The 26,297-nt window shown below is 75.4% G+C and carries 19 protein-coding genes and 1 pseudogene; 10 read left to right on the plus strand and 10 right to left on the minus strand.

The window, feature by feature from the left end; translation table 11 throughout:
• Positions 1-84: 84 nt before the first annotated feature.
• Positions 85-1,674, plus strand: coding sequence for an RDD family protein (locus tag EDJALFJO_RS19990; protein ID WP_088288115.1), 1,590 nt, complete (start codon positions 85-87; stop codon positions 1,672-1,674).
• A 59-nt stretch (positions 1,675-1,733) separates the two neighbouring features.
• On the opposite strand, the gene EDJALFJO_RS19995 is transcribed toward EDJALFJO_RS19990, so the two are convergent.
• The 4 genes and pseudogenes from EDJALFJO_RS19995 to EDJALFJO_RS20005 form a co-directional block, all read right to left on the minus strand.
• Positions 1,734-2,930, minus strand: a complete 1,197-nt coding sequence (locus EDJALFJO_RS19995; RefSeq protein WP_088288066.1) for an OmpA family protein — start codon at positions 2,928-2,930, stop codon at positions 1,734-1,736.
• Between the two features lie 53 nt (positions 2,931-2,983).
• Positions 2,984-3,250 (minus strand): Sua5 family C-terminal domain-containing protein (locus EDJALFJO_RS35720; RefSeq protein ID WP_233149954.1); only part of this gene is annotated, 267 nt, incomplete at its 5' end.
• A 1-nt stretch (position 3,251) separates the two neighbouring features.
• Positions 3,252-4,126: pseudogene (locus tag EDJALFJO_RS36515) on the minus strand (L-threonylcarbamoyladenylate synthase); the annotation flags it as partial.
• Between the two features lie 52 nt (positions 4,127-4,178).
• Positions 4,179-4,847 (minus strand): SemiSWEET family transporter, encoded by a 669-nt coding sequence (locus tag EDJALFJO_RS20005; RefSeq protein ID WP_158220496.1) that lies wholly within the window; start codon positions 4,845-4,847, stop codon positions 4,179-4,181.
• A gap of 276 nt (positions 4,848-5,123) precedes the next feature.
• On the opposite strand from EDJALFJO_RS20005, the gene EDJALFJO_RS20010 reads away from it, so the two are divergent.
• The gene (locus tag EDJALFJO_RS20010) at positions 5,124-5,966 is read left to right on the plus strand and encodes a hypothetical protein (RefSeq protein ID WP_088288069.1); all 843 of its coding nucleotides are present in this window, start codon (positions 5,124-5,126) and stop codon (positions 5,964-5,966) included.
• 77 nt (positions 5,967-6,043) lie between these two features.
• On the opposite strand, the gene EDJALFJO_RS20015 is transcribed toward EDJALFJO_RS20010, so the two are convergent.
• Positions 6,044-7,855 carry a DUF222 domain-containing protein gene (locus EDJALFJO_RS20015; RefSeq protein ID WP_143448671.1) on the minus strand — a complete coding sequence of 604 codons (1,812 nt, stop codon included), beginning with the start codon at positions 7,853-7,855 and terminating at the stop codon, positions 6,044-6,046.
• Between the two features lie 36 nt (positions 7,856-7,891).
• Here EDJALFJO_RS20015 and EDJALFJO_RS33630 point away from each other — a divergent pair, with 36 nt between their 5' ends.
• Positions 7,892-8,149, plus strand: a complete 258-nt coding sequence (locus EDJALFJO_RS33630; protein WP_143448672.1) for a hypothetical protein — start codon at positions 7,892-7,894, stop codon at positions 8,147-8,149.
• Positions 8,150-8,304: 155 nt separating this feature from the next.
• Here the strand turns inward: EDJALFJO_RS33630 and EDJALFJO_RS20020 are convergent, their stop codons facing one another.
• Together EDJALFJO_RS20020 and EDJALFJO_RS20025 are read right to left on the minus strand one after the other, a co-directional pair.
• A complete protein-coding gene (locus EDJALFJO_RS20020; protein ID WP_088288071.1) occupies positions 8,305-9,162 on the minus strand; it encodes an alpha/beta fold hydrolase in 858 nt (285 codons plus the stop codon).
• 155 nt (positions 9,163-9,317) lie between these two features.
• Positions 9,318-11,003: a lysyl oxidase family protein gene (locus EDJALFJO_RS20025; RefSeq protein ID WP_088288072.1), complete on the minus strand. Its 1,686-nt coding sequence runs from the start codon at positions 11,001-11,003 to the stop codon at positions 9,318-9,320.
• A 252-nt stretch (positions 11,004-11,255) separates the two neighbouring features.
• Here EDJALFJO_RS20025 and EDJALFJO_RS20030 point away from each other — a divergent pair, with 252 nt between their 5' ends.
• Positions 11,256-12,482, plus strand: a complete 1,227-nt coding sequence (locus tag EDJALFJO_RS20030; RefSeq protein WP_088288073.1) for an NAD(P)/FAD-dependent oxidoreductase — start codon at positions 11,256-11,258, stop codon at positions 12,480-12,482.
• Positions 12,483-13,117: 635 nt separating this feature from the next.
• Here EDJALFJO_RS20030 and EDJALFJO_RS20035 read toward each other — a convergent pair.
• Positions 13,118-14,101, minus strand: coding sequence for a YhjD/YihY/BrkB family envelope integrity protein (locus tag EDJALFJO_RS20035; protein WP_158220497.1), 984 nt, complete (start codon positions 14,099-14,101; stop codon positions 13,118-13,120).
• A 122-nt stretch (positions 14,102-14,223) separates the two neighbouring features.
• Between EDJALFJO_RS20035 and EDJALFJO_RS20040 the strand changes: the two genes are divergently transcribed.
• From EDJALFJO_RS20040 to EDJALFJO_RS20065, 6 genes are all read left to right on the plus strand, one after another.
• Positions 14,224-14,919 (plus strand): Pr6Pr family membrane protein, encoded by a 696-nt coding sequence (locus EDJALFJO_RS20040; protein ID WP_088288075.1) that lies wholly within the window; start codon positions 14,224-14,226, stop codon positions 14,917-14,919.
• Between the two features lies 1 nt (position 14,920).
• Complete coding sequence (locus EDJALFJO_RS20045; protein WP_143448674.1) at positions 14,921-15,406, plus strand: aminoacyl-tRNA deacylase; 486 nt, start codon at positions 14,921-14,923, stop codon at positions 15,404-15,406.
• Positions 15,403-15,897 (plus strand): heme-degrading domain-containing protein, encoded by a 495-nt coding sequence (locus tag EDJALFJO_RS20050; RefSeq protein WP_088288076.1) that lies wholly within the window; start codon positions 15,403-15,405, stop codon positions 15,895-15,897. Before EDJALFJO_RS20045 ends, EDJALFJO_RS20050 begins: the two co-directional genes overlap by 4 nt.
• Before the next feature lie 137 nt (positions 15,898-16,034).
• On the plus strand, positions 16,035-18,902 hold the full coding sequence (locus EDJALFJO_RS20055) for an alpha/beta fold hydrolase (protein ID WP_198950477.1): 2,868 nt from the start codon (positions 16,035-16,037) through the stop codon (positions 18,900-18,902).
• 13 nt (positions 18,903-18,915) lie between these two features.
• Positions 18,916-19,821 carry an ABC transporter permease gene (locus EDJALFJO_RS20060; protein ID WP_088288077.1) on the plus strand — a complete coding sequence of 302 codons (906 nt, stop codon included), beginning with the start codon at positions 18,916-18,918 and terminating at the stop codon, positions 19,819-19,821.
• A 215-nt stretch (positions 19,822-20,036) separates the two neighbouring features.
• Positions 20,037-23,372, plus strand: coding sequence for a S8 family serine peptidase (locus EDJALFJO_RS20065; protein WP_233149955.1), 3,336 nt, complete (start codon positions 20,037-20,039; stop codon positions 23,370-23,372).
• A 90-nt stretch (positions 23,373-23,462) separates the two neighbouring features.
• Here the strand turns inward: EDJALFJO_RS20065 and EDJALFJO_RS20070 are convergent, their stop codons facing one another.
• Together EDJALFJO_RS20070 and cbiQ are read right to left on the minus strand one after the other, a co-directional pair.
• On the minus strand, positions 23,463-24,266 hold the full coding sequence (locus EDJALFJO_RS20070; protein WP_088288079.1) for an energy-coupling factor ABC transporter ATP-binding protein: 804 nt from the start codon (positions 24,264-24,266) through the stop codon (positions 23,463-23,465).
• A 43-nt stretch (positions 24,267-24,309) separates the two neighbouring features.
• Complete coding sequence (cbiQ, locus tag EDJALFJO_RS20075) at positions 24,310-26,292, minus strand: cobalt ECF transporter T component CbiQ (RefSeq protein ID WP_088288080.1); 1,983 nt, start codon at positions 26,290-26,292, stop codon at positions 24,310-24,312.
• Positions 26,293-26,297 lie beyond the last annotated feature (5 nt).

Consider the following 26,297-nt stretch of genomic DNA (forward strand, 5'->3'; position numbering starts at 1 on the left):
GCGGCGACCTGCTGAAACGGGCGAACCGGTAGAAAGCGCGACCTGGGTACCGCGCCGGCCCGCAGGTGCGGCAGGCTGTCGGCCATGACGCTTCCCGCTGCCGGCTGGTACGCCGACCCCGTCGACCCGACGAAGCTGCGCTGGTGGGACGGCGCGCAGTGGACCCAGGCGACCACGCCGGCGCCGGGGACCACGGTCGAGCAGCCCGTCGAGCAGGCTGTCGAGCAGCCGGTCGAGCAGGCCGTCGAGCAGCCGGTCGTCGAGCCGGTCGTCGAGCGGCCGGCGGATCCGGTCGCCGAGCCGGTGCAGTCGCCCGAGCCGGTCGCAGAGCCGGTGCAGTCGGCCGAGCCGGTCGCAGAGCCGGTGCAGTCGACCGAGCCGTCGTACCAGCCGGCGTACGAGCCGTCGTACCAGTCGTCCTACCAGCCGTCGTACCAGCCGTCCTACGAGCAGCGCGGCGAGCCGACGCCGGCCGGGCCCGTCGAGCAGCCGTCCGAGCCCGCGTACCAGCCGTCGTACACCACGAACGGGCCGGTCGAGCAGCCGTCCCCTTTGACCGAGCAGACCTGGCCCGCTGCCACGGTGAGCGACCCGCAGCCCGAGCCCGCGCCGTCCGCGGTCGAGCAGCCGTCCGAGCAGCCGTCCGAGCAGCCGTCGTCCCCGTGGAGCAGCGCGGAGGACCGCGCGCCGGAGCCCGAGCCCGAGCAGCAGCCGGACGTCCCGGCCGCGGCGCCGTGGACCTCACCGGCCGAGCAGCAGGCCTCGCCGTGGAGCCAGCCCGCCGCCCAGCAGACGACGCAGCAGCCGGACCAGCCCGCGCAGCAGGGCTACCCGGGGTACCAGGCCCAGCCTGCCGCGCAGGGGTACCCGGACTACACGCAGCCCGGCTACCCGCAGCAGGGCTACCCCCAGCAGGGCTACGCGCAGCCGGGCTACGCCCAGCCCGGCCAGGCCCAGCCCGGCTACGGGCAGCCCGGCCAGCCCCAGCAGGGGTACCAGCAGCCCGGCTACCCGCAGGGCTACCCCCAGCAGGGCTACGCGCAGCCCGGCTACCCGCAGCAGGGTTTCCCGCAGCAGGGTTACCCGCAGCCGTACCCGCAGGGCTATCCCGGCGGGGTCGTCCCCGGCGGCAAGGCCCAGGCGACGCCGGACGGCCAGCCGCTCGCGGGGCTCGGCGCGCGGCTGCTGGCCCGGATCCTCGACGGGTTCATCGTCACGCTGCTCGGCGGCCTCGCCGGGTTCCCGCTGTGGGCCCAGGTCGTGCGCCGGTTCATCGACTACATCGAGAACAGCGGCGCCCTCGAGCCCGGCGGGCCGCTCGAGACCGACCCGTTCGCGATCTACACCGACTCCGGGATCCTCGGCCCGCTCATCGGTGCCTCGCTCGTCATGCTCGTCGTCCAGGCCGTCTACACGATCGGGCTGGTCGGCTGGAAGGGCGCGACGCTGGGCAAGCTCATGTGCGGCGTGCGGGTCCGCCCGTGGGACCGGCCGGGGACGCCGTCCTACTGGCAGGCGACGCAGCGGTGGATGACGGGCGAGCTCGCGGCCTTCGTCACCGGCCTCGTGGCGAGCGGCATCTACTCCCTCGTCGACTACCTGTGGCCCACCTGGGACAACCGCAAGCAGGCGCTGCACGACAAGTGGCCGGGCACGGTCGTCGTCAAGAAGTGAGGCCGTCCGTCACGCCCTGAGCGGGCGGGCGTCCGGACGGATCAGCGTCAGGAACGTCGTCAGGACGAGACCGGGGACGGCGTCCCCGGCCGCCCGGGAACGGTGATCTCGACGCGCCGGTTCGTGGCCTTCCCGGCCTCGGTCCGGTTGTCGCCCTTGGGGTTCTTCTCGCCCAGCCCGTTCGACGTCACCTGGATGCCGCGCCCCCGCAGGCCCTTCTCGAGGTACGCGGCGACCGCGTCCGCCCGGCTCTGCGAGAGCTCCATGTTGTGCTGCTCGGTGCCTGTCCAGTCGGTGAAGCCGTTGACGACGACCTTGCCCGTCCGCTTCTCGGCGCGGACCTGCGCGATGACGTCGTCGAGCACCTTCTTGGCCCGGCCGTTGAGGCGTGCGCTGTTGACCTCGAAGGTCAGGTCCGTGCTCAGCGTGATGAGGTCGCCGACCCGGGTGTAGCCGCGACCGGACGTCTTCGTCGGCGCGGGCTTCGACGGCACGGGGGACGGCGCCCCGGCAGCGGTCGACACGGGGGAGACCTGGACCGTCGGCGCCGACGGGGCCGACAGCGCGCCGCGGGCCACCCACGCGACGATGAGCGCCGCCGCCGCGGCCATCGCCCCGGCGGACGTCACGACGAGCAGCCGCCGGACGCGCCGCGGCATCGGCACCTTGAGCGCCGCGGCCTTGGCGGCCGCGGGGTTCAGCTCGTCGGCGCGCACCGGCGGTGCGGGCGTCACCGGTGCGGCGGCCCTGGCCTCCCGGCCGGTGCCGAGGATGACGCGGGGGTCGCCGGCGGGCACCATCGCCCGCAGCGCGTCGACGATCGGCTGCCCGGCCGACCGGCTCAGGTCGACCGAGTCGTCGACGAGCGCCTGCAGCGACGCGCGGTCGGCCCAGATCCCGATGCTCGTGACGAGCAGGCCGTCGTGCTCGATGACGAGCCGGGCGGGGAGCTGGTGCGGGCGCCCCGAGGGCGGGACGTCGCCCCAGGGGCCGAGCCGGATCCCCGTGAGGACGACCTCGTCGGTGACCTGGCCGGGGGCGATGTACCGGCTGCGGGACGTGTAGCGCAGGTCGGGGAAGGCGACGAGCACCGCGTGCACCGCGGCGACGACGTGGGCGCGGCCGGTGAGGGTCGCGCGCAGCGACGGGACGGTGAGGACGGCACCCTCGGCGAGCCGGTCGTGGATCAGCCCGAGGTCGGCACGCGCGATCCCGTCGAGGAAGACCTCGACCGGCCGCGCGCCGACGTCCGACACCTCTGGCTCGCCTCCCGTGACCTGTGCATCCTGCCCCCGGCCAGTGTGGCGTATCAGCCGAACGGCCGGTGCCGACTGCTCCCGACTGCTGCCCGGCGGAGCCGGTCGAGCACGGCGTCGGCGAGCGCCCCGCCCTCCGGCGGGACGGCGACGACCCGGTCCAGCCCCTGCTCGTCGGCCGCCCGCAGCGCGGCGTAGAGGGCGTGCGCGTAGGCCGCGGTGTCCGGCGGGGCCGCGAGCCGGACGACGCCCGGCGGGGTCGGGACGGCGGCGGGGGCGAGCAGACCCGGTCGTCGGCACGGTCGGCAGCACGGTCGGGANCCGGCGGCGAGGGCGGCGGCGACGTCGGCCGGCGTCCGGGCGACGACGACGAGGGCGAGCGGTGCGTAGTGCGCCGCGAGCATGCCGGGCGCGCGGACGTCGCCCCGAGGGCCGCCGTCCGGGGTGCCGCCGGCCGTGCTCCCGGCCGTGCTCCCGGCCGTGCTGCCGACCGTGCTCCCGACCGTGCTGCCGACCGTGCCGACGACCGGGACGCCGCCCGCCGCGAGGACGGCCGCGGCCGTGACGGCGCCGCTGCGCAGCAGCCGTGGGGCGGGCCCGGTGCAGTCGAGGATCGTCGACTCGACACCGACGGCGCTCGGGCCGCCGTCGAGGACGACGTCGCGCGCGGGGTCGAGCCGGTCGCCGAGCTCGTCGAGCACGTGCTGCGCCGTCGTCGGGCTGACCCGGCCGAACCGGTTCGCGGACGGCGCGGCGACCCCGCCGCCGAACGCGGCGAGCACGGCGTGCGCGACGGGGTGGGCGGGGCAGCGCAGCCCGACGGTCGGCTGGCCGCCGGTGACATGGTCACCGGCGAGCCGGCTGCGCGGGACGACGAGCGTCAGCGGCCCGGGCCAGAGCGCGCCGGCGAGCCTGCGCGCGTAGGCCGGGACGCCGTCCGCCCAGCGGTCGAGGTCGTCGGCGGAGGCCACGTGGACGATGAGCGGGTGGTCCGCGGGCCGGCCCTTGACGGTGAAGACCCGGCCCACCGCCGCGACGTCCTGCGCGTCGGCGGCGAGCCCGTAGACCGTCTCCGTCGGCAGCCCGACGAGCCCTCCGGCGCGCAGCACCTCGACGGCGCGGCCGACGTCCTGCGTCACGAGCGTCGCTCGCAGGCTGTCGGCCGCCGCGGGCGCGGGGCGGGAGCGGGGGGTCATCGCCGTCGATTGTCCCGCACCCGCGCGGCCCCGGGGCCCGCAGGGCGCCGCCTCAGGCGGCGAGCGGCAGCGCCTCCGCGGTCGTCTGCGGCTGGGCCTGTCGCGGCACCGGGTGCGGCACGGGCCGGACGACGGGCTCCGGTGCGCGCACCGTGGCCCGCACGCAGACGACCAGCGACATGGTGCCCGCGACGACCGAGCTGGCCCAGACCGGCAACTGGCCGGTCCCGACGCCGTACACGGCCCACAGCGTGCAGGCGGTGGTGCTCAGCCCGAAGCTCAGCGGGGAGATCGCCGCGAGCGAGGGGGCCGTGAACACCTCGCGCACCTGCGGCGCGCGGGCGACGAGCGAGACGACGGTCGCGGCACTGCCGACGGCGACGGCACCGCCCGCGGCCCAGGCGGCCGCGACGAGGCCGCACCAGGTGGCGACCGCGCCGAGCACGTGGGCGGGGCGGGTCGTCGTCCGCCGCACGACGAGGACGGCGATCGCCGCCGCCCCGGCGAGGCCGGGCACGTTCGCGACGATCTGCGGCGGGTCGGCCTCGAGGAGGCCGTAGGTGAGCCAGGTGCCGGTGCCGAGGGCGCCGAGGACGACGGACGGCAGCGACATGCCGTCCGCGCCGGGCGTTCGCAGCAGCCGCCAGACCTGGGGGAGTGCGGTCGCGACACCGAGGGCGGCGGCGACGAAACCGGTCGTCGCCAGCCAGGCGGAAGGCATGGAAGATCTCTCCGATTCGGGGGTGGTGCTCGGGTGGTCCGGGGGCGCGCGACCGGCCCGTTGGGCGCACGGGGCGATCGGCCACCGGGCCTGTCGGCACCTCCGCTGCGGTGACCGAGCAGGCGTTCGGGTGAGACCCCGGGTTCTGGCCCTCCGCGCGCGGTGAGTCCGCTCACACCGGCCGGATCGGGGAACCGATCGGGGCGCTGACGCGCTCGCACCCATGGAGCATCCTTTTGTCCACGCACCCGACAGTTCGGACACGACACCACACTCATGGGCGACACCACGACGACGACCCTGACCCAGCCCCTCGGCCCTGACGGGTCGGACATCGACGACAGCGAGCCGCGGACCTTCCTCGGTCTGTCCCTGTCCCAGATCGCCGGCAGCGCCCTCGCTGCGGTGACCACAGCGGTCGCCGCGTCGTTCCTCGGTGTGGCCGGCACGCTCATCGGCGCCGCGTTCGGCTCGGTCGTCTCGACGGTCGCCGGGGCCGCGTACGCGACCTCGCTGAAGACGGCCGCGACCCGGGTGCGGACGACGCGGACCGTGCTCGTCCGGCCCGGCCCCGACGCGGTCCGTGGCACCTCGCAGACCGACCCGGCGCGGGTGCCGAGCGGTTTCGGCGCCGAACCGGTCGAGGTCACCGAGGCGGCGGGCACGAGCGGGCTCTCCGCGGTGACGACCTACCGCTCCCGCCCGCGCGTCACGTGGAAGCCGGTGGCGGCGGTCGCCGCGCTGGGCTTCGTCCTCGGGATCGGCCTGCTCAGCGTGACCGAGGGGCTGCTCGGGCACCCGGTGTCGGGCAGCGAGGCGTCCGGGACGACCATCGGCTCCGTCGTCGGAGGCGGCGCCGACACCACGCCGCAGCCGTCGACCACGCCGTCCCCGACCGCGACCGACCCGACCGCCTCGCCCAGCGACGGCGCGACGGCCACGCCGTCGGACGGCGCGACGACGGTGCCCACCGACCCCGGCACGACCACGTCCTCGACGGACGCGACCACTGCGACGCCGACCGACGGTGGCAGCAGCTCGACGACGACGGACCCGGTGCCGCCCGCCGACGCGCCGACCGCCCCGGCGGCCGGGCAGACGGCGCCGGTCGTCCCCTGACCGACGGCCGACCGACGGCCGAGCGACGGCCGAGCGACGGCCGAGCGACGCCGAGCCCAGGGCGGCCCGGAGTGCGGTCAGAACGGTGGCGCGTCCTCCGCCTGGACTGTCGAGGCGTGCGGCAGTGAGGACAGCGGCGCTGACGGGTCCGGCGGCCGGGCCAGTGGGGCGTGCGGGAGTGCGGTCCAGGTGCGTCCGGTGCGGGTGGTCCAGGCGATGGTGCCGGGTGGGTCGTCGGGGTGGTTGCGTTGTTCGGGGACGAGGAGTCCGGCGGTCTTGAGCCGGTGGCAGGCGCGGCACAGCGGTCTCACGTTGCAGCTGCACGTCGCTCCGCCCTGCGCGTAGGGCTCGGCATGGTCGAGGTCGCAGCGCCAGGACGCCTTCGTGCAGTGGGGCGCAGTACAGGTCGGATGAGCGTGCTCGACCAGTAGCTTCAACCGTTCGCTCGCGACGTACCCGGGGCTGAACGTGTTCTTCCCGACCCCGAGGACCGTGCCGTGCTCACCGTCGACGACGAGGCACCGGAAGACGCCGTTGGTGACGAGGTCGCGGATCGCGTCGGCGGGGATCGGCCCGTACCCGTGGAGGGTGCCGGGGTCGTCGACCAGGCCCATGAGGGTCTCGGCGGAGACGGTGACGTTGACGGTGACCTGGACGTCGGGCCACGTGGTGGTGAACCACTGCGGCCCGGACTCGTCGGCGGCCGCTTCAGCGCCGGCCGCGCCGTCGACGCGAGCAGCGCTCCCCATCGGTCCGTTCGGGCCTGCTGCGCCGGTCCGGCTGGCCGCGCCGGTCCGGCCAGCAGCGCCGGTCGGGCCGGTCGGGCCGGTCGCGCCGGCCTGGCCGGTCCGGCTCGCGGTGCCGGACGGCTGAGTCGGGCCGGTCGCGGAGGTGGCCACAGGACCGGGCGCCAGCACCGGTGTCGCGCTGGGGACGCAGCCGGCGGGGACCGGGAGGACGTCGGCGGGGACGGGGAGGTAGCCGGTGGTGCAGCCGGTGACGAACAGGTCGTGCCGGAGCTGGTCCAACGTGCGCGGGTCGCCGTGGGCGCGGAGGTAGCGGGCGGCGGCGTCGAGGCCGTTGTAGGCCGCGGTGACGGCCTCACCCGGCCCGACGGCGGTGAACAGGGCGGCGCCGTCGTCGGTGGTCTGGATGCTGACCCGGCGGCCCTTGCGGTTGCGCCGGCGGCGGTTGGCCTCGGCGTCGGCGTCGACCGCCAGGACCGCGGCGGTCAACGCAGTGTCGAACCGCCGGATCCCACCGTCGAGCACCCCATCGGTCGCGTAGGCGAGCCGTTCGACGGCCCGGGCGTTCTCGAGGGTCAGGGCCCGGGTCCGGGTCACGACCATCCGCAGCCGCGCCCAGTCCAACAGGCCCTCGCGCAGGGCCCGTGCTGTGAGTGGTAGCCGTTCGTCGATGACGAGGGTGGTCGCGGCGTCGACCAGGGCGGCGGCCTTGCCCTGGGTGACCCCGGCCGCCACAGCGAGTTCGAGGGCGACGGAGCCGTCGACCAGGACGTCCTGGTCGTCGGTCAGCAACCGCCCCGACCGGGTCCGCCGCGGCAGCGACGGGGTCCGGCCGGTGAACGCCCGGACCACGACCGCGGCATGAGCGACCTGCAACCACAGCGCATGGCCCTCCACCCGCCGCGCCGCCGCGAACCCCGAGATCGCCCCGTCCGCCAGATCATCGACGAACCCCTCCACACCGGCCTGCTCCGGCGTCCACGCCACCGCCCCGTCCAGGACCTCCAACGACGCCGCGAACGACCCCAGCCCCGGCACCCCGTCGAGCACCACCCGCCGCTCGACCGCGGCCCGCCGGTCATCAGCCGCGACCCGCGCATACAGCGACGCGAGCGCGGCATCCCAGTCCGCCTGCGCTGTCAACGGATCAGCCCGCCACTGGTCGACGAGCCGCTCAGCGTGAGCATCGGCCAGCATCCGCTGAAGGTCGTCGTCCTCGCCGGGACAGTCCGCGAGATCGGCTGCCGTCAGCCTGATCTCACCACCCAGCGGATCGGCCGCGAGCAGGTCGTCGAGGCCGGCGTCACCGACCCCGGCTCCAGACTGCGACCCCCGCTCGACCATGATCCGATCCTACTGCACACTCAGGCTTGTGTCGAACAAGCGTTCGAATCAAATGCAGCGAGCCCCGCTCACCAGGAGCGGACCGCCCGGTGAAGAAGTACATCTGCTTCGACCACGACGGCGTGCTCGTCGACACAGAGCCCTGATACCGCAAGGCCGGCGAACGGGCCCTGACCGGCATCGTTCTGACGCTCGACAGGGACCAGTACCTGCGGGACATGAGCCTCGGCGCGGGCGCCGGGATCGGCTCACCCCCGGGTGCGCACCGTCTCGCACTCGTCCGGCGCGGGCGCGGCGCGCAAGGGCTCGTCCGCCAGCGCCCGCAGCACCAGCCCGCCGACGAGCGGCGTCCGCGGCAGCATCGTGTGCGTCGTCGCGTCGTCGGCGCACACATCCTGGAGCCGGATCGACAGCGTGCCCTCGAGCACGGACGACGTGGGAGGCGCGATGACCTCGTCGCTCGCGCTCCACAGGCTCGTGAACACCGGCCCCTGGGCGCCGTCCGCCACTGGCGGCTCGGGCAGGTCGGTGAGCAGGTCGCTGGCGGGACGCAGCTGCCGGCAGGCGTCGGGGCACTCGGTGCCGTTGACGAGCAGTGCGACCTGCGTGCCGTGGTGCGGCGAGCCGATCGTCACGACGCGGCGGACGACGGCCGCGCCGCCCTGCTCGGCGACGAAGATCCGCGCGACGACGCCGCCGGCGCTGTACCCGACGACGTCGACGGACGGTGCCCCCGCGGCGACCGCCTGCGTCGCGGCGGTGGCGACGGCGGCGGCCTGCCCGCGCAGGTCGCCCGTGCCGGAACCGGGGGTCTCGACCTCGACGACGGTGCGGCCGCGGGACCGGAGCAGGTCGCGCAGCGCGTCGAGGTCGCGGACGTTGCCGCCGTAGCCGGGCACGAGCAGCACCGTCCCGGACACCGCCTGGTCGACCCCTGTGCGCGTCGCCGTCGGGGCGCCGGTCGGGGCGCCGGTCGCCGGGGCGCTGACCGGGGCGGACGCCGTCCCGCCGGACGACCCGCCGCCGCAGCCCGCGGCCCCCGCGCCGACGAGCGTCGCGGCGAGGGCGAGCGCCGTCGCGCGGATCCGCTGCCCCCGGAAGCTCATGCGTTCGACCCTAACCAACCCCGGCGCCGTCACGGGCTCCCGTGACCGCGTCGCGGATCTCACAGCCGCAGCCGTTGCCCGGGCACGGCAGTGGCGCCGGCACCCCACGGGGAGAGGTGCCGGCGCCACTGGTCGTCGGCGTCACACGGGACGCGTCACGGGATGTCGACGAGCCCGACCGGGGGCGCCGTCACGGTGCGCGCCCCCTTCTTGCCGCCGAGCACGACCGTCCGGTTCGAGACGTTGTTGGCCGTGCTGCCCTCGACGAGGTTGCCGGCGGGGTTCGCCGTCACCCGGATCGTGTACGTGCCGTTCGGCAGGTCCGTGATGTCGAACGACTGACCGGGCAGGAACTGGCCGTAGGTGTCGCCCCAGCCGGCGTCGAGGGTCTCGCGGATCGCGATCGACTGCTGGCTGCCGCAGGCCGTCGACAGGCCCGTCGAGTTCGGCTTGTAGCGGGCGCCCTTGACCGTGAGGTCGACGGCGTCCGTGGGGGCGAGGCAGAACGACTCCTTCTGCGACAGGATCGCCTTCCCCGACGACGTGATGAGCTCGTACTTCGCGAAGTCGAGGAAGTGCCAGTGCTCGTGGCCGGTCCGCGGGTCGTACTTCAGCGACCCGGTGCCGGTCCAGCCGACCTGCTTGCCCTTGCTGTCGTAGAAGAACTGGTAGGCGTCCATGAGCGGGGCGCCGGGCTTGCGGTACCCGTCGACGACGAGCGGAGCCGGGCCGGCGTTCCAGACGGTCGCGGCGAACGCGAGGTACTCGCGCGTCGCCAGCGGGTCGTTGAAGTCGCCGATGATGCTCGCCCCGAAGGCGGGCAGGGCCCGCAGGTCGGGCCGGTGGCCCTTCGGGACCTGCGTCGCGTTCGCCCGGTCCATGGCGCCGGACGACGCCGCCAGCGGCGACACCGCGGGCGAGGCCGGGACCGGGACGCTCGCGGCGCCGGGGCCGGCGAAGCCCGACGAGCCGGTCGTGCCGGCCGCGGACGACCGCTGCGGCAGCAGGCCGTCGGCGCGGCCGAGCAGCCCGGCCGGGACCTGCTTGGGGAACTGGCGCTTCGTGCCCGCCGCGGCGGACGGCCCGCCGGAGCCGGCCCGCAGCGCGGACGCGGCGGCCGCACCGGCGGCGCCGCCCTCGAAGCCGTCCGGGAACGGCACCTCCTTGACGACGACCTTCACGGTCGCGGACGACGTCGCCTTGGTCGCGGCGAAGGCCTTGCGCCACGGCGCGGAGATCGAGGTCGTCACGGTGTAGGTGCCGTCGGGGAGCGTGTCCGGCAGCGGCTGGGACGGGTCGAACCCGCCGAAGAAGTCGCCGCCGACCGAGGACGCCCAGTGGGCGGGCAGACCGGTGACCGCGCCGAGCGACCACGGGGAGCCGAAGCAGCCCTCGGCGTAGGGCGAGACCGCCTTCGCGTCGGGCTGCATCCGGGAGGCGGAGAAGCCCGCCGGGCACCAGGTCTGCTCCGACGTCGACACCGTCTTGCCCTTGGCGTCCTTGACCGTCTGCGTCGCGAAGCCGGTGAGGCCGGTGAAGCCGTCGACGAGGCCGGCGGGCAGCCGGGTGACGCTCCGCTGCCCGTTCATCTGGAGGATGAGGTCCGAGACGGGCTGCGTCGAGTAGTCCTTGCGCTTGGTCCGCACCTCGAACGCGGCGCCCCCGGTCACCGCGTACACGCCGATGTCACCGATGAAGACCGGCTCGTCGGGGTAGTGGCTCAGCGTCACGGTCTTCGTGGCGGCGACGAGCGTGACGACCGGCCCGGCCGGCGCGGCGGCCCCGAGCGCCGCCGCGGACGGCACGAGCGCGGTGAGCGACAGCGCACCGACGGCGGACACGACGACGGCCCGGCGCCTGCGGCCGGATGTTTCGGGTACGGGCCTGCCGGCCCGCGAGCGTGGACTGCGCACAGTGTTCCCCTCCGAGTAGCGCCCGCGACCGGACGCTGTGTGATCACCGAGACGCTCAGCATGCCGTGAAGGTTGCGTCCCGTCGTCAGACTTCGGAATGACGTCCGGGATGTCCCGTCTACTCCTGGGGGCAGAGCCGGCCCCGCCGGGCGTGGTGTCGCAGCGTGATGGACTGGCCCCGTGACGGACCCCCTCGGTGCCCCCCTCCACGACCCCGTCGACGTCGCGGTCGTCGGGGCCGGACCGGCCGGGGCCGCCGCGGCGCTCGGGGTGCTGCGGGCCTGGCCGGACGCCCGCGTCGTGCTCCTCGACCGCGCGGGTTTCCCCCGCGACAAGACCTGCGGCGACGGCATCGCCCCGCACGTCGGGGACGTCCTCGAGCGCCTCGGCGTCCCCGGGCTCTACGACGACCACACGCCCGTCCACGTGCTGCGGCTCGGCTTCCTCGGGGGCACCGACGCGGTCGGCCGGATGCGTCGTCCGGCGCGCGTCGTGCCTCGTGAGGTGTTCGACGCCCGGCTCGTCGACGCGGCCGTCGGGCGGGGTGCCCGGCTCGTGCGGCACCGGGTGCGGCGGGTCGCCCCGGTGCCGGGCGGGGTCGACGTGGACGGCGTCCTGCAGTGCCGGGTGCTCGTCGGGGCGGACGGCGCGCACTCCGTCGTCCGCACCGCCGCCGGGCTCGCGCCGCACCGCCGCGACCGGACGGCGATCGCGCTGCGCGGGTACGCGCCGGTCTCGGCGGGCCGCGAGCACGAGCAGGTCATCGCCTTCACGGACGACGCGGGCTGGCCGGCGTACGCCTGGTCCTTCCCGGTCGGCGACGGCACCGCGAACGTCGGCTACGGCGAGCTGCTCCCGGCCGCCGGCGCCGGGCCGTCGAAGGCCCGGATGCTCGAGCGCGTCGACGAGCTGCTGCCCGGCTCGGCGGACGGCGGCACCCGCTGGGCCGCGCACCACCTCCCGTTGTCGTCGGGCCGCGGGCGCCAGCCCGACGGCCGGATCCTGCTCACGGGCGACGCCCTGGGCCTGGTCAACCCGCTGACCGGGGAGGGCATCCATGCCGCGGTCCGCAGCGGCGCGCTCGCCGGCCTCGCCGCCGCCCGGGCCGCCCGGCTCGGCACCCCGGACGCCGCGGGCGCCACGTACCGGCGTGCGCTGCGTGCCGCGATGGGGAGACACCTGCTCCACATGGACGTCGTCACCCGGCTCGCCGTCGACCCACGGACCGTCGCGGCCGGGCTCGACGTCGCGGGCCACGACCCGCGGGTCTTCGACGCGTTCGTCGACATGGGTCTGGCGGACGGCGGCCTCACGCCGCACGTGCTCACGGGGCTCGTCCGGCGGGCCGGGGCCGAGGGCCTCGCCAAGGCGCTGCTCGCCGCGGTCCGCGGGCGGCGCGCCGCCTGACCGGGGACGGGCCCGGCGCGTGCCAGGATCGACGCGTGGACGACGCGGCGGACCACCCGGGCGACAGCCCGGTGCGCTCGGGCGCCGTCCGGCTCGCGGCGCTGTCGCTGCTCGCGTACGCGGTCTTCCACCACCTCGGCACCTGGGTCGGTGCGCTCGGCGACGTCGGCGGTGCCGCAGCGCCCGGCGCGGACCCCGACCGCGGCCCGGCGACGACCCGCTGGGCCGACTGGCTCGACCTGCTGACCCCGTTCGCCCTGCTCGTGCCGGCCGCGCTCGCGCTGCGCGCCGCCGGGGCGGACCGGCGCTCCTGGTGGCTGTTCGGCACCGGTGTGCTGCTGTACGTCGAGGGCCACGGGATCCACCTCGCGGCGAACTCCGTCGGCAACGTCGCGCCGGGCCGGACGGCGCACCTGTGGGACGAGGTCGTCGGGCACCACCTGTGGTACCTCGGCTGGTACCTCGTCGTCGCCGCGCTCGTGCGCGCGGTCGGGTCCCTGCCGCGGCCGGCGGCGGGCCGGCCGGCGGCGCTCGCGCTCGCCGTCGCGGTCGGCGCCACCGCCGGCACGAACGCGCTCGAGGGCGGCACCGTCGTCCTCACCGGTCTCGCGGCGGCGGTCGCGGCGGCCGCGGGGCTACGGCGCCGGACGACGCTCGCGGTCTGGCTCGTGCCGGCCGCCGCGGTCGCGCTGCTCGTCCTCGCGGGGTGGGGCGTGTGGGCCGGCGGCTTCCCGCAGCCCTCCGAGGTCGGCGTCCCGCCGCGCTGAGACCGCGAGCCGGGCGTGCGTCGCCCACGTGAGCGCGTACCCGACGAGCACGACCGCGTGGAGCACCCACAGCCACAGCAGGAGGGACGACGCGACGCCGACCCCGGTGAGCCCGCCGAACGGCCGGCCGAGGTCGAACGGGATCGCGAGGAAGACGAGGAACCCCTGGAGGAACCCCGAGACGAACGCCGACGCGACGACGGCCCCGGTGAAGGCGGCGCGCCACGACGGCCGTCCCGGGCCGACGACCCGGTAGGTCCACGTGAGCGGTGCCCACAGGAGGACCCAGACGAGGGTGAGCGACAGGTACGCCGCGAGCGCCCGGCCCCAGCCGCCCGACCGGCCGTTGATCGCGGCGAGGGTCGGGGACGCGACGAGCAGCCCGGACAGCAGCAGCGGCGCCAGCCCGAGCAGCGGCAGGGTGGTGGCCCGGACCCACCACGTCGGCGGCCGGGCGTCGTCCGGCAGCGGCGCGAAGCGCGCGAAGGCCCGGCTCAGCCCCTCGCCGTAGGCGGTGCCCATGAAGACCGCGAGGACGACGCCGAGCGGAGTCAGCGCGAGCCCGGCCTGGAGCAGCGCGTCGGTGCCGCGGCCGGCGCCCATCGCGACCGGCAGCGTGCTCGTGAGGCGCTCGCCGTACGCGGCCGTCCGGTCCCGGCCGAGCAGGACGCCGGCGAGCGAGACGGCGACGAGCACCGACGGGACGACGGTGAGCGCGCCGTAGAACGTCGCCGCGGCCGAGGCGAGCGCGAGGTCGTGGCCGCGGAGCCGGCGGCGGGTGTCCCGCAGGACCGCGCCCGTCGCGTGCAGCGCAGCACGTGTCGCGCCCGGCGGTGCGGTGGTGGCCCCCATCCCGCGATCCTGCGTCCGCGCGGGCCCGCCCGCAGACCGGCACGGTCGCCGCGCGTGCGCCGTCCGGGGGAGAAGGCGACCTTCGGTGCGCATGCTCACGAACGCGTGGATATCGTTCGCCCATGGCGCAGGAGAAGGTGGCGGGCGGTGCGGTCCGCCAGGTCCGCGACCTCGCCCTCCTGCCGGGAGCGGCCTGGTTCCACCTCGCGACCGCGGTCGTCACGACGGCGGCGCTCGTCCTGCAGTTCGTGCTCACGACGACGACCACCGGGCAGCCGCTGCCGGTGCGCTGGCTGCGGCTCGCGAGCTACTTCACGATCCAGAGCAACCTGCTCGTCGCGGCAGCGGCGTGGGCGCTGTGGCTGCGCCCGGCCCGCGGGGCGCGGCTGCTCTTCAAGGTCGTCCGGCTCGACGGCGTCGTCGGCATCACCGTCACCGGGCTGGTCTACCTCGTCGTGCTCCGCCCGACCGTCGACCTCGACGGCTGGTGGGCCGTGGCCGACGCGCTGCTGCACTACGTCGTCCCGGTGCTCGCCGTCGTCGGCTGGGCGGTCTACGGGCCGCGCCGCCGGACCGACCGGCGGGTCGTCCTGCTCGCCCTCGTCTGGCCCGTCGCCTGGTTCGCCTGGACGCTCGCGCACGGCGCGGTCGCGGGGTTCTACCCGTACCCGTTCGTGGACGTCGACGACCTCGGCTACGGCACCGTCCTCGGCAACGCCGCGCTCGTCACGGCGTTGCTGCTCGCGGCCGCCGGCGCCTACCTCTGGGCGGACCGGTGGCTCGACGCGCGGGCCCGCCGGCCGCGGTGGATCGCCTGACGTGGACACGCACCCCGTCTCCCGCGCCGTGGCCGCGGTCGAGGCGCTCGGCCTGCCGCACCGCGTCGTCCGGCACGGCCCGGTGCGCAGCCTCGCGGAGGCCGCCGCGGCCCGCGGTGTGGAGCCCGCAGACGTCGTGAAGACCCTCGTCGTCCGCCGCGCTGACGGCGACTACCTGTTCGTCCTCGTCCCGGGCGACCGCACGATCTCCTGGCCGAAGCTGCGCGCCCTGCTCGGCGTCCAGCGGATGTCGATGCCGGACGCCGACACCGCCAAGGCCGCCACCGGCTACGCACGCGGCACGATCACTCCGTTCGGCTCGACGACCGCCTGGCCGGTCGTCGCCGACGAGCGGCTCGTCGGCCGCGAGGTGACCCTCGGCGGCGGCGTGAACAACACCGCGATCGCCATCGACGCCGGCGTCGCGATCGCGGCCCTCGACGCGACCGTCGCCGACGTCACCGACCCCGAGAAGGAGCCCTCGTGAGCCAGACCCAGGCCGACGCCGTCGCACTGCTGCCCGAGCTCGTCGCGCAGGAGGCCGACCTGCGCTTCCCGCGGTTCGACGAGGACGTCGCCTGGGCCCTCGGCGTCCGGCTCACCGAGGCCGCCCGTGCGGCGGGCCTGCCCGTCGTCGTCTCCGTCCGGCGCAACGGCCAGCGCCTCTTCCACGCCGCGCTCCCGGGCACGTCGGCCGACAACGACGCCTGGATCGACCGCAAGTGCCGGGTCGTCGACCGGTTCTCCAAGAGCTCGTACCGGGTCGGGACCGAGTGCCGGGTCCGCGGGCAGAGCTTCGAGGAGGTGTTCCGGCTCGACGCCGACACCTACGCCGCGCACGGCGGGGCCTTCCCGGTGAACGTCGTCGGGGTCGGCGTCGTCGGCACCGTCGCCGTGAGCGGCCTGCCGCAGGCCGACGACCACGCGTTCGTCGTCGAGCAGCTGCGGCACTACCTGACGACGGTCTCCGAGGGCTGAGCCGGCGCCCGCGCCCGGACCGGCCGTGAACGTCCGGGGCGTCCCGCGCGTTGATCCTGCGGGGATGGCAGGCTGAGGCCTGCCGCAACCGTCGCGGTGGTCCGCCGGGGCGGCCGGGAACCGGAAGGGCAACGCCTGTGCGCCGCCGCACCATCGGCATCACCGCTGCAGCGGCGGCCGTGCTCGTCGCCGTCGCGGGCGTGCTCGTCGCGACGTCCGGCGACGCGACGGCCGGCGTCCGCGAGCAGACCTACCGCGTCGACGGCGTCCCGGAGCCCGGCGACGCCGCGACCGTGACGCTCGACGTCAGCGTGTTCACCCCGCCCGCGGACGGCGAGGGGTCCGGACGGCGCTACCCGGCGGTGCTGCTCGCGCACGGCTTCGGCGGCAGCAAGACCGACCTCGCGGACGACGCCCGCACGCTGGCCGCCGACGGCTACGTCGCCGTCACCTACACGGCGCGCGGCTTCGGGGCGAGCGGCGGCCGGATCCACCTCGACGCCCCGGACTTCGAGGTCGCCGACGCGCAGAAGGTCCTCGACGCGCTCGCGACCCGGCCCGACGTCCTCCTCGACGGCCCCGGCGACCCGCGGGTCGGCGTCGCGGGCGGCTCGTACGGCGGCGCGCTCTCGATCCTGCTCGCCGGCCTCGACCGCCGGGTCGACGCCATCGCGCCGCAGATCACGTGGAACGACCTGCGGCAGGCGCTCTTCCCGCAGTTCGCCGTCGACGCCGCCGGCGCGCAGGCCACGCCGGCCGCCGTCGCGCCCGTCGCCCCGGCCGGGGTCTTCAAGCGGGCCTGGGCCGGCGTCTTCTTCTCGCCGTCGGGGTCGGGGCTCTCCGGCGGTGCGGCCGGTCTGCTGCCGGGCGCCGCGCCGTCCGGCACCGCCCCGCCGGGCGCGACGGACGACGGCCCGACCGCGGCCCCCGCCGCGAACGCGTGCGGCCGGTTCGCCGCGGACCTGTGCGACATGTACTCCGAGGCAGCCCGCACCGGCCGCCCGACGACGGCGATGCTCGACCTGCTGTGGCGCTCCAGCCCGGCCCGGGTCACGAAGGACGTCACGGCCCCGACGCTGCTCGTCCAGGGCCAGGCGGACTCGCTCTTCCCGCTCTCCGAGGGCGACGCCAACGCCCGCGCGATCGCCGCGACCGGAACCCCGGTCAAGGTGGTCTGGGAGGCCGGCGGCCACGACGGCGGCGTCGACGAGTCGCAGCGGCTGCGCGACCTCACGCTCGCGTGGTTCGACCGCTACGTGAAGAAGGACGGCTCCGCGCCCGACACCCGGTTCGAGGTCACGGTGCCGGACGCCGTCGTCTCGAGCATCGACAGCAACCCGGCGCCCCAGGTCCGGATCGCACCGGCCGAGCCGGGCGTCACCGCGGCGGGGCCGGTGCCCGTCGTCCGGCTGCCGCTCACCGGCGGGCCGCAGGTCGTCCAGGCGCCGCCCGGCGGCTCGCCGGCCGCGCTGACCGCCCTGCCCGGGGTCGGCGGGGCGCTCGCGGGCGCCCTCGGCTCGGTCGGCGGCGGCTCCGCGCTCTCGGCCCTGCCCGGCCAGGTCGCGGCGTTCGAGACCGCACCGGTCGAGCGGGCCGGCACCGTCGTCGGCGGCGGCCGGGTCGCGCTGCGGGTCACGACGACCGCGCCCGACGCGACGTTGTTCGTCGGGCTCTACGACGTCGCGCCGGGTGGCGCGGCGACGCTGCCGCGCGGGCTGGTGTCCCCGGTGCGCCTCGAGCTGCCGCGCAACCGGCGCGACCCGCAGTCGCTCGGCCGCCCGGTCACGCCGACCCCGCAGGACGTCACCGTGGCCCTGCCGGCCGTCGTCACCGACCTCGCCGTCGGTCACCGGCTGCGGGTCGTCGTCTCGACGACGGACCAGGGCTACGCGCTGCCCGCCGACGGGCGCGCCTACGAGGTCGCGCTCGCCGGCGACAGCACCCTCACCGTGCCGGTGCTCGACGCCGAGGTCGTCGGGGGCGGGCTGCGTCCGCTCCTGCCGTGGGCCCTCGGGCTCGTCGGGCTCATGGCGGCCGCGGTCCTCGTGGTGACCGTCGGCGTCCGGCGCGGACGGCGGGACACCGGGCCCGACCCGGACCTCGCCGACGTGCCGCTCGCCGTCCGCGACCTCGGCAAGGCGTACGGCGACGGGTTCCGGGCCGTCTCCGACCTGTCGTTCACCGTCGAGCAGGGCCGGGTGCTCGGCCTGCTCGGCCCGAACGGGGCCGGCAAGACGACGACGCTGCGGATGCTCATGGGGCTCATCGCCCCGACCGAGGGCGAGATCCGGGTGTTCGGTGAGCCGGTCCGGTTCGGGGCGCCGGTGCTGTCCCGGGTCGGTGCGTTCGTCGAGGGGCCGGGCTTCCTGCCGCACCTGTCCGGCCTGGAGAACCTGCACCTGTACTGGGCCGCGACCGGCCGCCCCGCCGCGGACGCCCGGTTCGACGAGGCGCTCGAGGTCGCCGGCCTCGGGAACGACGTGCAGCGCCGGGTCCGCACGTACAGCCAGGGCATGCGCCAGCGGCTCGCCATCGCGCAGGCGATGCTCGGCCTGCCGGACCTGCTCGTCCTCGACGAGCCGACGAACGGTCTCGACCCGCCGCAGATCCGCGAGATGCGCGAGGTGCTCGGCCGGTACGCCGCGACCGGGCGCACCGTCGTCGTGTCGAGCCACCTGCTCGCCGAGGTCGAGCAGACCTGCTCGCACGTCGTCGTCATGCACCAGGGCCGGCTCGTCTTCGAGGGCACGGTCGCCGACCTCGTCGGCTCGGCGACCGTCGTCGTCGTGGACGTCGACGACCCGCCGCGCGCGGCCGCGGTCGCGGCGGCCGTCGAGGGCGCCCAGGACGTCGGGACCACGCCGACCGGCATCGTCCTGCGGCTCGTGGGGACGCCGCGCGGCGCGCTCGTCGCGGCGCTCGTCGCGGCCGGGCTGCAGGTGGAGCGGGTCGCGCCGCAGCGCGGGCTCGAAGAGGCGTTCCTCGCCCTCGTGGGCGAGAGCTGAGGGGGAGTCACCGATGCCCAGCCGTGGCACCCACGAAGGCCTCGACCACGTCGAGGCGCCCCCGCCCGGGCACGGGGCCGCCGGTGCCGCCGGCGGCTTCGCGCCCCGGCGGACCCTGCCGTTCCTCGTCGAGGTCCGGCGCCAGCTCACCCGGCGCCGCACCCAGCTGACCCTGGGGTTCCTCGTGCTCCTGCCGTTCCTGCTCGTCGCGGCCTTCAAGGCCGGCGACCCGGAGCCCGGGCGCGGCGCCCCGGGCCTCGTCGACGTCGCGACGGCGGGGGCGGGCAACTTCACCCTCTTCACCCTCTTCGTCGCGACGGGCTTCCTGCTCGTCGTCGTCTTCGCGCTCTTCGCCGGGGACACCGTGGCGAGCGAGGCGAGCTGGTCGAGCCTGCGCTACCTGCTCGCCTCGCCCGTGCCGCGGGCCCACCTGCTCACCCGCAAGCTCCTCGTGGCGCTCGCGTACTCGTTCTTCGCGCTCGTCCTGCTGCCCGCCGTCGCGTACCTCGCCGGAGGCCTGTTCTTCGGCTGGGGGCCGGTGACGACCCCGCTCGGGACGTCGCTGCCGACCTCGGAGGCGCTGCCCCGGCTGCTCCTCATCGTCGGCTACCTCGCGGTGACGCTCGTGTTCGTGTCCGCGCTCGGGTTCGTCATCGGCGTCTGGACCGACGCCCCGCTCGGGGCCGTCGGCGGTGCCGTCCTGCTCGTCATCGTGTCGAACATCCTCGACGCCGTCACTGCGCTGGGCCGGTGGCGCGAGGTGCTCCCCACGCACTACTCGTACGCCTGGACCGACGCCCTCGGGCCCACGGTGGCGTGGGAGGCGATGGCCCGCGGGGCGATGTGGTCGCTGGCCTACTCGACGGTCCTGCTGGCAGCGGCGTGGTGGCACTTCCTCCGCAAGGACGTCGTCAGCTGACCGCTGCTGCGCCGGAGGAACTCGTGCTTGGTGACGATCTCACCGAAGACCTTCCGTCACGGTAGGCGGGGTGCCATCATCACCCGAGGTCATCAGGGCGTTCGGGCGGGCGCACCTGGTCCGTTGACGCCTGCCCGGCACAGCGATCAGGAGTCGCGATGTTGCGTGTCGGTGCACGGAGAGCAACGATCGGGGGCCTCGCCGCAGCAGCGGTGGTGTGCTCCTCGCTGGGGGTGGCGGGCGCCTCGCCGGCGTCCAGGGCCGTGTCCCCCGACCGGCTGAAGCTCGCGGACCAGCAGCCGGCGCAGGACGGCGCCACGCTGTCCGCCGAGGTCTCCGCGCAGGTCAAGGCCGCGATGAAGGCCGCGTCGAAGGACGGCACGACGACCGTCGTCGTCAAGCTCAAGGACGACTCGCTCGCCGCGTACGACGGCGGGGTCGCCGGGCTGCCCGCGACGAACCCGGACGTCACGGGTGACGCCAAGCTCGACCCCTCCTCGCCCGACAGCAAGAAGTACCTCGCCTACGTCAACGGCAGGATGGCCGCGTTCGAGGGCCGGGCCAAGGGCAAGAGCCCGCGCGCCAAGGTGACCCGCCGGCTCGACGTCGTCGTCGGCGGCGTCGCGATGACCCTGCCCGCGGGCGACGTCGCCAAGGTCGCGGCCGACCCGGCCGTCAAGGCCGTCTACGTCGACACCCTCGAGCAGCTCCAGACCGAGGCGACGCCGCAGTTCATCGGCGCCCCCGCGGCCTGGGCGCAGGCCGGCGGCCAGGAGAAGGCCGGCGAGAACGCGATCATCGGCGTCCTCGACAGCGGCATCTGGCCCGCGCACCCGTCGCTCTCCGACCCGGACCCCTCGGGCAAGGCCTACCCGGCCCCGCGGCCGCGGGTCGACGGCCTGCCGCGCGCCTGCGACTTCGGCACCGGGGCAGACCCCGGCCCCGCCTTCACGTGCAACAACAAGCTCATCGGTGCCTACACGTTCCTCAACACCTACGCGGCGAACGTCGGCCTCGAGCCCGGTGAGTTCACCGACGCCACCGACTCCGACGGCCACGGCACCCACACCGCGACGACCGCGGCGGGCAACGCCGGCGTCCAGGCGACGATCTTCGGCGTCCCGCGCGGCACCGTGAGCGGCATCGCGCCGCGGGCCCACGTCATCGCCTACCGGGTGTGCGCCCTCCAGGGCTGCTTCGGCAGCGACACCGCGGCCGCCGCGCAGCAGGCGATCAAGGACGGCGTCGACGCGATCAACTACTCGATCTCCGGCGGGTCGAACCCGTACTCGGACCTCACGTCGCTCGCCTTCCTCGACGCCTACAACGCCGGCGTCTTCATCGCCGCCTCGGCCGGCAACTCCGGCCCCGGTGCCGACACGACCGACCACCGCGAGCCGTGGGTGACCACCGTCGCGGCGAGCACCGGCCCCCGTTCGTTCGACGGCAGCACGACGCTGACGTCGACGGACGGCGCCACCCTCACGGTCTCGGGCGCGACGATCGCCCCGGCGCTGACGACCGCGGCCCCGACCGTCGACGCCGGAGCGGCGCCGACGAGCGACCCGGCCTGCCTCGACGACACCGCCGACGGTGCCTTCGCCGGAAAGGTCGTCGTCTGCGCCCGTGGCGGCGGCATCGGCCGCGTCCAGAAGGGCATCAACGTCAAGGCCCGCGGTGCGGTCGGCATGATCCTGTTCAACAACGCCGCCAACATCACGGACCTCGAGACGGACAACCACTTCCTCCCGGCGGTGCACGTGCAGTTCGCCGAGGGCCAGTCCGTCGTCGCCTTCCTCGCCGCGCACCCCGGTGTGACCGCGACGATCACCTCCGGCACCGCGACGCCCGCCCAGGGCGACGTCATGGCGTCGTTCTCCTCGCGCGGCGGCACCGGGCAGTCGCTCGGCATCTCCAAGCCGGACGTCACCGCGCCCGGTGTCCAGATCCTCGCCGGCCACACACCGGTGTCGGTCGACCCGGCGACGGGCCCGCAGGGCGAGCTGTTCCAGGCCATCGCGGGCACGTCGATGTCGTCCCCGCACGTGGCCGGCGCCGGCACGCTCCTCGCGGCGCTGCACCCGACGTGGACGCCGGGCCAGATCCACTCCGCCCTCATGACCACCGCCACCACGGCGACGGTCAAGGAGGACGGCGTCACGCCGACCGACGCCTTCGACGACGGCTCCGGGCGGATCAACCTGGCCACGGCCCGGGACCCGTACTTCACGATCGACGAGACGGGCGCGAACTTCCTCGCGCAGCAGGCGTCGCTCTACAAGGCGAACTACCCGAGCCTCTACGTCCCGGTGCTCTCCGGCTCGCTGACGGTGGACCGGACGCTCAAGAGCGTGTCCGGCGTCACCCGTGAGTACAAGGTCAGCGTCTCGGCGCCGAAGGACCTCAAGGTCCGGGTGTCGTCGTCGGAGTTCTCGCTGCGGCCCGGTGCGAGCCGGACGCTGCGGATCACGGTCGACGGCAAGGACGTCCCGATCGGTCAGACCCGGTTCGCGACGATCACGTTCAGGTCCGGCAAGCGCACCTTCACCTTCCCGGTGACGGTCGTCCGCAAGCAGGGCCCGGTCGAGGTCACCAAGACCTGCGCCCCGGCGTCGGTCGCGCTCAAGGCGACGACCACCTGCACCGTGTCGGTGACGAACAACACCGTCAACGACGCCACCGTGGCGATCAAGGACGTCGTCCCGGACAAGCTCAAGGTCGTCACCGGCAGCGTCGTCGGCGGGACGAACAAGGGCAACACCGTGACGGGGTCGGCGACGATCCCGGCCCGGCTCACCCCGAAGGTCGCTGCGGCGGTGACCCCCGGCAGCACGCCCGCCGGCGGCTACCTCCCGCTGTCCCTGTTCGGGATCGCCCCGATCGCCGGCGTCGGCGACGAGACGATCACGAACTTCAACGTCCCCGCGTTCACGGTCGCGGGGATCTCGTACACCCGCATCGGCGTCGTGAGCAACGGCTACGTCGTCCTCGGTGGTGGGACGCAGGCCGACGTGGAGTTCGCGAACCTCACGCCGCTGCCGAACGCCGCACGGCCGAACAACGTCCTGGCACCGTTCTGGACCGACCTCGACGGCTCGGCCGGCGGCGCGGTCAGGATCGGCACCCTGGCCGACGGCCCGAACTCGTGGCTGGTCGTCGACTACGCGGACATGCGGGAGTTCAGCACCCCGGCCGGCACGTCGCACAGCTTCCAGACCTGGATCGGCCTGGGCACCACCGAGGACGTCACCATGGCGTTCGGTGCCCAGACCGGCACGGGCGACGGAGGCGCGCTCACCGTCGGGGTCGAGAACCCGGACGGGACGAACGGGGAGGCCGTCTACTACAGCAACGGCGGTCCGGCGACGGGCACGATCCCGGGCGACGGCACCGAGATCAAGGTGACGGGCACCCCGGGCGAGACGTTCTCGGCGACGCTGTCGTTCACGGCGACGGGCAAGGACACCGGCTCGTACGTCAACTACGCCGAGGTCACGGGCCCGTTCGACGGGACGGCGATCGCCCGCTTCGCGGGCAGCGTCACCCGGTAGGGCGGCAGCACCAGCAGCAGTGACGCCCTGAGGGCGTGTCCGACGGCGGCGGGTACCGGAAGGTGCCCGCCGCCGTCGGCGTGAGCGGGGTCAGCCGAGGACGCGCGGGTCGAACCCGAACGGCAGCTCGAGCCGGTGCGCGGCGAGCAGGTCCGGGTCGGAGAGGATCTCCTTCGTCGGGCCGTCCGCGGCGATGACGCCGTCGGAGAGGATCACCGAGCGGGGGCACAGCTCGAGGGCGTACGGCAGGTCGTGCGTGACCATGAGGATCGTCACGTCGAGCGAGAGCAGGATCTGCGCGAGCTCGCGTCGGCTCGCCGGGTCGAGGTTCGACGACGGCTCGTCGAGGACGATGACCTCGGGCTCCATCGCGAGCACCGTCGCGACGGCCGCGCGGCGGCGCTGCCCGAAGGACAGGTGGTACGGCGGGCGGTCGGCGAGGTCGCCGAGCCGGACGGCGGCCAGCGCCCGGTCCACCCGGGCGTCGAGCTCGGCGCCCCGGACCCCGAGGTTCGCCGGGCCGAACGCGACGTCGTCGCGGACCGTCGGCATGAAGAGCTGGTCGTCGGGGTCCTGGAAGACGATGCCGACCCGGCGGCGGACCTCCTGGAGGGTGTCCTTGACGACCGGGAGCCCGCCGACCGAGACGGTGCCGTCACCCCCGCCGAGGATCCCGTTGAGGTGCATGACGAGCGTCGTCTTGCCCGCACCGTTCGGGCCGAGCAGCGCGACCCGCTCGCCGCGCCCGATCCGCAGGTCGACCCCGAAGAGTGCCTGGTGGCCGTCCGGGTAGGCGTAGGCGACGCGCTCGAGGAGCAGCGACGGCGGGGCGTCGGGGCGGTCCTGCCGGCCGACGACCTCGAGGGTGTCGGTGCCGTTGTCGGCGATGGTCATGGCGTCCTCGTTCCTGTCGTGCGCGTCTGTGAGGTGGGGCGGGTCATCGCAGCACCCAGGCGGTGAGGGCGACGACCAGGGCGCCGGCGGGCAGCACCAGGGCGGTGCGCCACTGGGCGGCCGTCGTCGCCTCGCCCTGGAGCGGGAGGGTCCCGGTGTAGCCGCGGGAGAGCATCGCCAGGTGCACGCGCTCGCCGCGCTCGTAGGACCGGATGAACAGGGCGCCCGCGGAGCGGGCGACGACCGGCAGCGCCCGCAGGTCGCCGCCGGTGAAGCCGCGCGACTCCCGGGCGATCCGCATGCGGTGCATCTCGTCGCCGATGACGTCGCCGTAGCGGACCATGAAGCTCATGATCTGCACGAGCAGCGACGGCATCTTCAACCGCTCGAGGCCGACGAGCAGCGCGCGCAGGTCGGTCGTCGCCGCGAGCAGGATCGAGCACACGACGCCGAGCGTGGCCTTGGCCAGGACGTTCCAGGCGGACCACAGACCGCCGACGGACAGCGACACCCCGAGGACGTCGACCTGCTCGCCGCGGGAGAGGAACGGCATGAGAACGGCGAAGAGCACGAACGGCACCTCGACGACCATCCGCCGCAGCACCAGCCCCGCGGGGATCCTCGCGACGGCGGTGACCCCCGCGAGCAGCAGCGCGTAGACGGCGAAGGCCCAGACCGCCTCGCGGGGCGTCGCGACGACGACGAAGACGAAGAGCACCGTGGCGGCGAGCTTGCTCTGCGGGCTCAGCCGGTGCACCGGGGACTCGGCGTGCCGGTAGAGCCGGTGCGCGCCGGCGGCGCCACCGCCGCCGCGGGCGGCCTGCGCCGCGTACTCGGCCGCGGTGTCCGCGGCCCCGTTCTCCCGGGCGGCCTGCGTCGAGTAGCGGGCCTGGAGCCGGTCCGCGGCCGACGGCACCGCCGGACCGTCGGAACGGGCATCCGGCGCCGTGCTGCCCGCGGTGGTGACCGAGTAGGCGTACGTGCCCGCCCCGGCCTGCGCCGGTGCGGTCGTCGCGGCTGCGCGCCGGGCGCTGCGGCGCCGGACGAGGACGACGACCCCGCCCGCGACGGCGAGCGTCACGAGCACCCCGGTCACCCCGGCGACCGCCTTCGAGGCGAAGGCGTCGGCGACCCCGGACGTGCCGTACCCGGAGAACGGCGAGCCGTCGGCGGCGTGCGCCGTCTCGGTCTGCCCGACACCGGTGTCCGCGGCGACCTTGTTCAGGCCGTCCGGCGCGGTGCTGGCCCAGAAGCTCACGACGCCGGCGACGACGAGCGAGACGAGCAGGCTGCCGACGACGAAGCGGCGCACCCCGCCCGGGTGCGCGACCGGTGCGGGGGCGGCGTCCCCCGCGGTGGTGCGCAGCTCGAGGCGGCGGTGCAGGTGCCGGGCGCCGTGCACGAGGTCCGGCCGCACGGCCAGGACGCTCGCGACGGTGGCGCCGGTGATGAGCGCCTCGCCGACCCCGATGAGGACGTGGACGCCGGTCATCGCGGCGAGGACGGTGGGGACGGGCACATCGCTCGTCCCGCCCAGCGCGTAGAACCCGACGAACCCCAGGGAGGCGGCGGGGACGGCGACGAACGCGCTCACCGCGCTCGCCGCGACGACGGAGACACGGGTGCGCGGGAGCACCGCGACGACCACCTTGAAGACTGCCCAGCCGACGAGCACGGTGATGAGCGACATGTCGGTGATGTTGACCCCGAGTGCCGTGAGGCCGCCGTCCGCGAAGAAGAGGGACTGGACCAGGAGCACGACGGCCACGCACAGGGCCCCGGTCCAGGGGCCGGCGAGGATCGCCGCGAGCGCGCCCCCGAGCAGATGCCCGCTCGTCCCGGCCGCGACCGGGAAGTTGATCATCTGGGCCGCGAAGACGAAGGCCGCGACGAGGCCGGCCAGCGGCGCCGTCCGCTCGTCCAGCTCGCGGCGCGTGCCGCGCAGGCAGAGCGCGACGCCGGCGCCGGCGAGGACCCCTGCGGCGAGCGACACCGGGGGGTTGATGAACCCGTCGGGTACGTGCACAGCGG

Origin of the sequence: Kineosporia sp. A_224, from assembly GCF_002198655.1 — a bacterium.
GTDB lineage: Bacteria > Actinomycetota > Actinomycetes > Actinomycetales > Kineosporiaceae > R-H-3.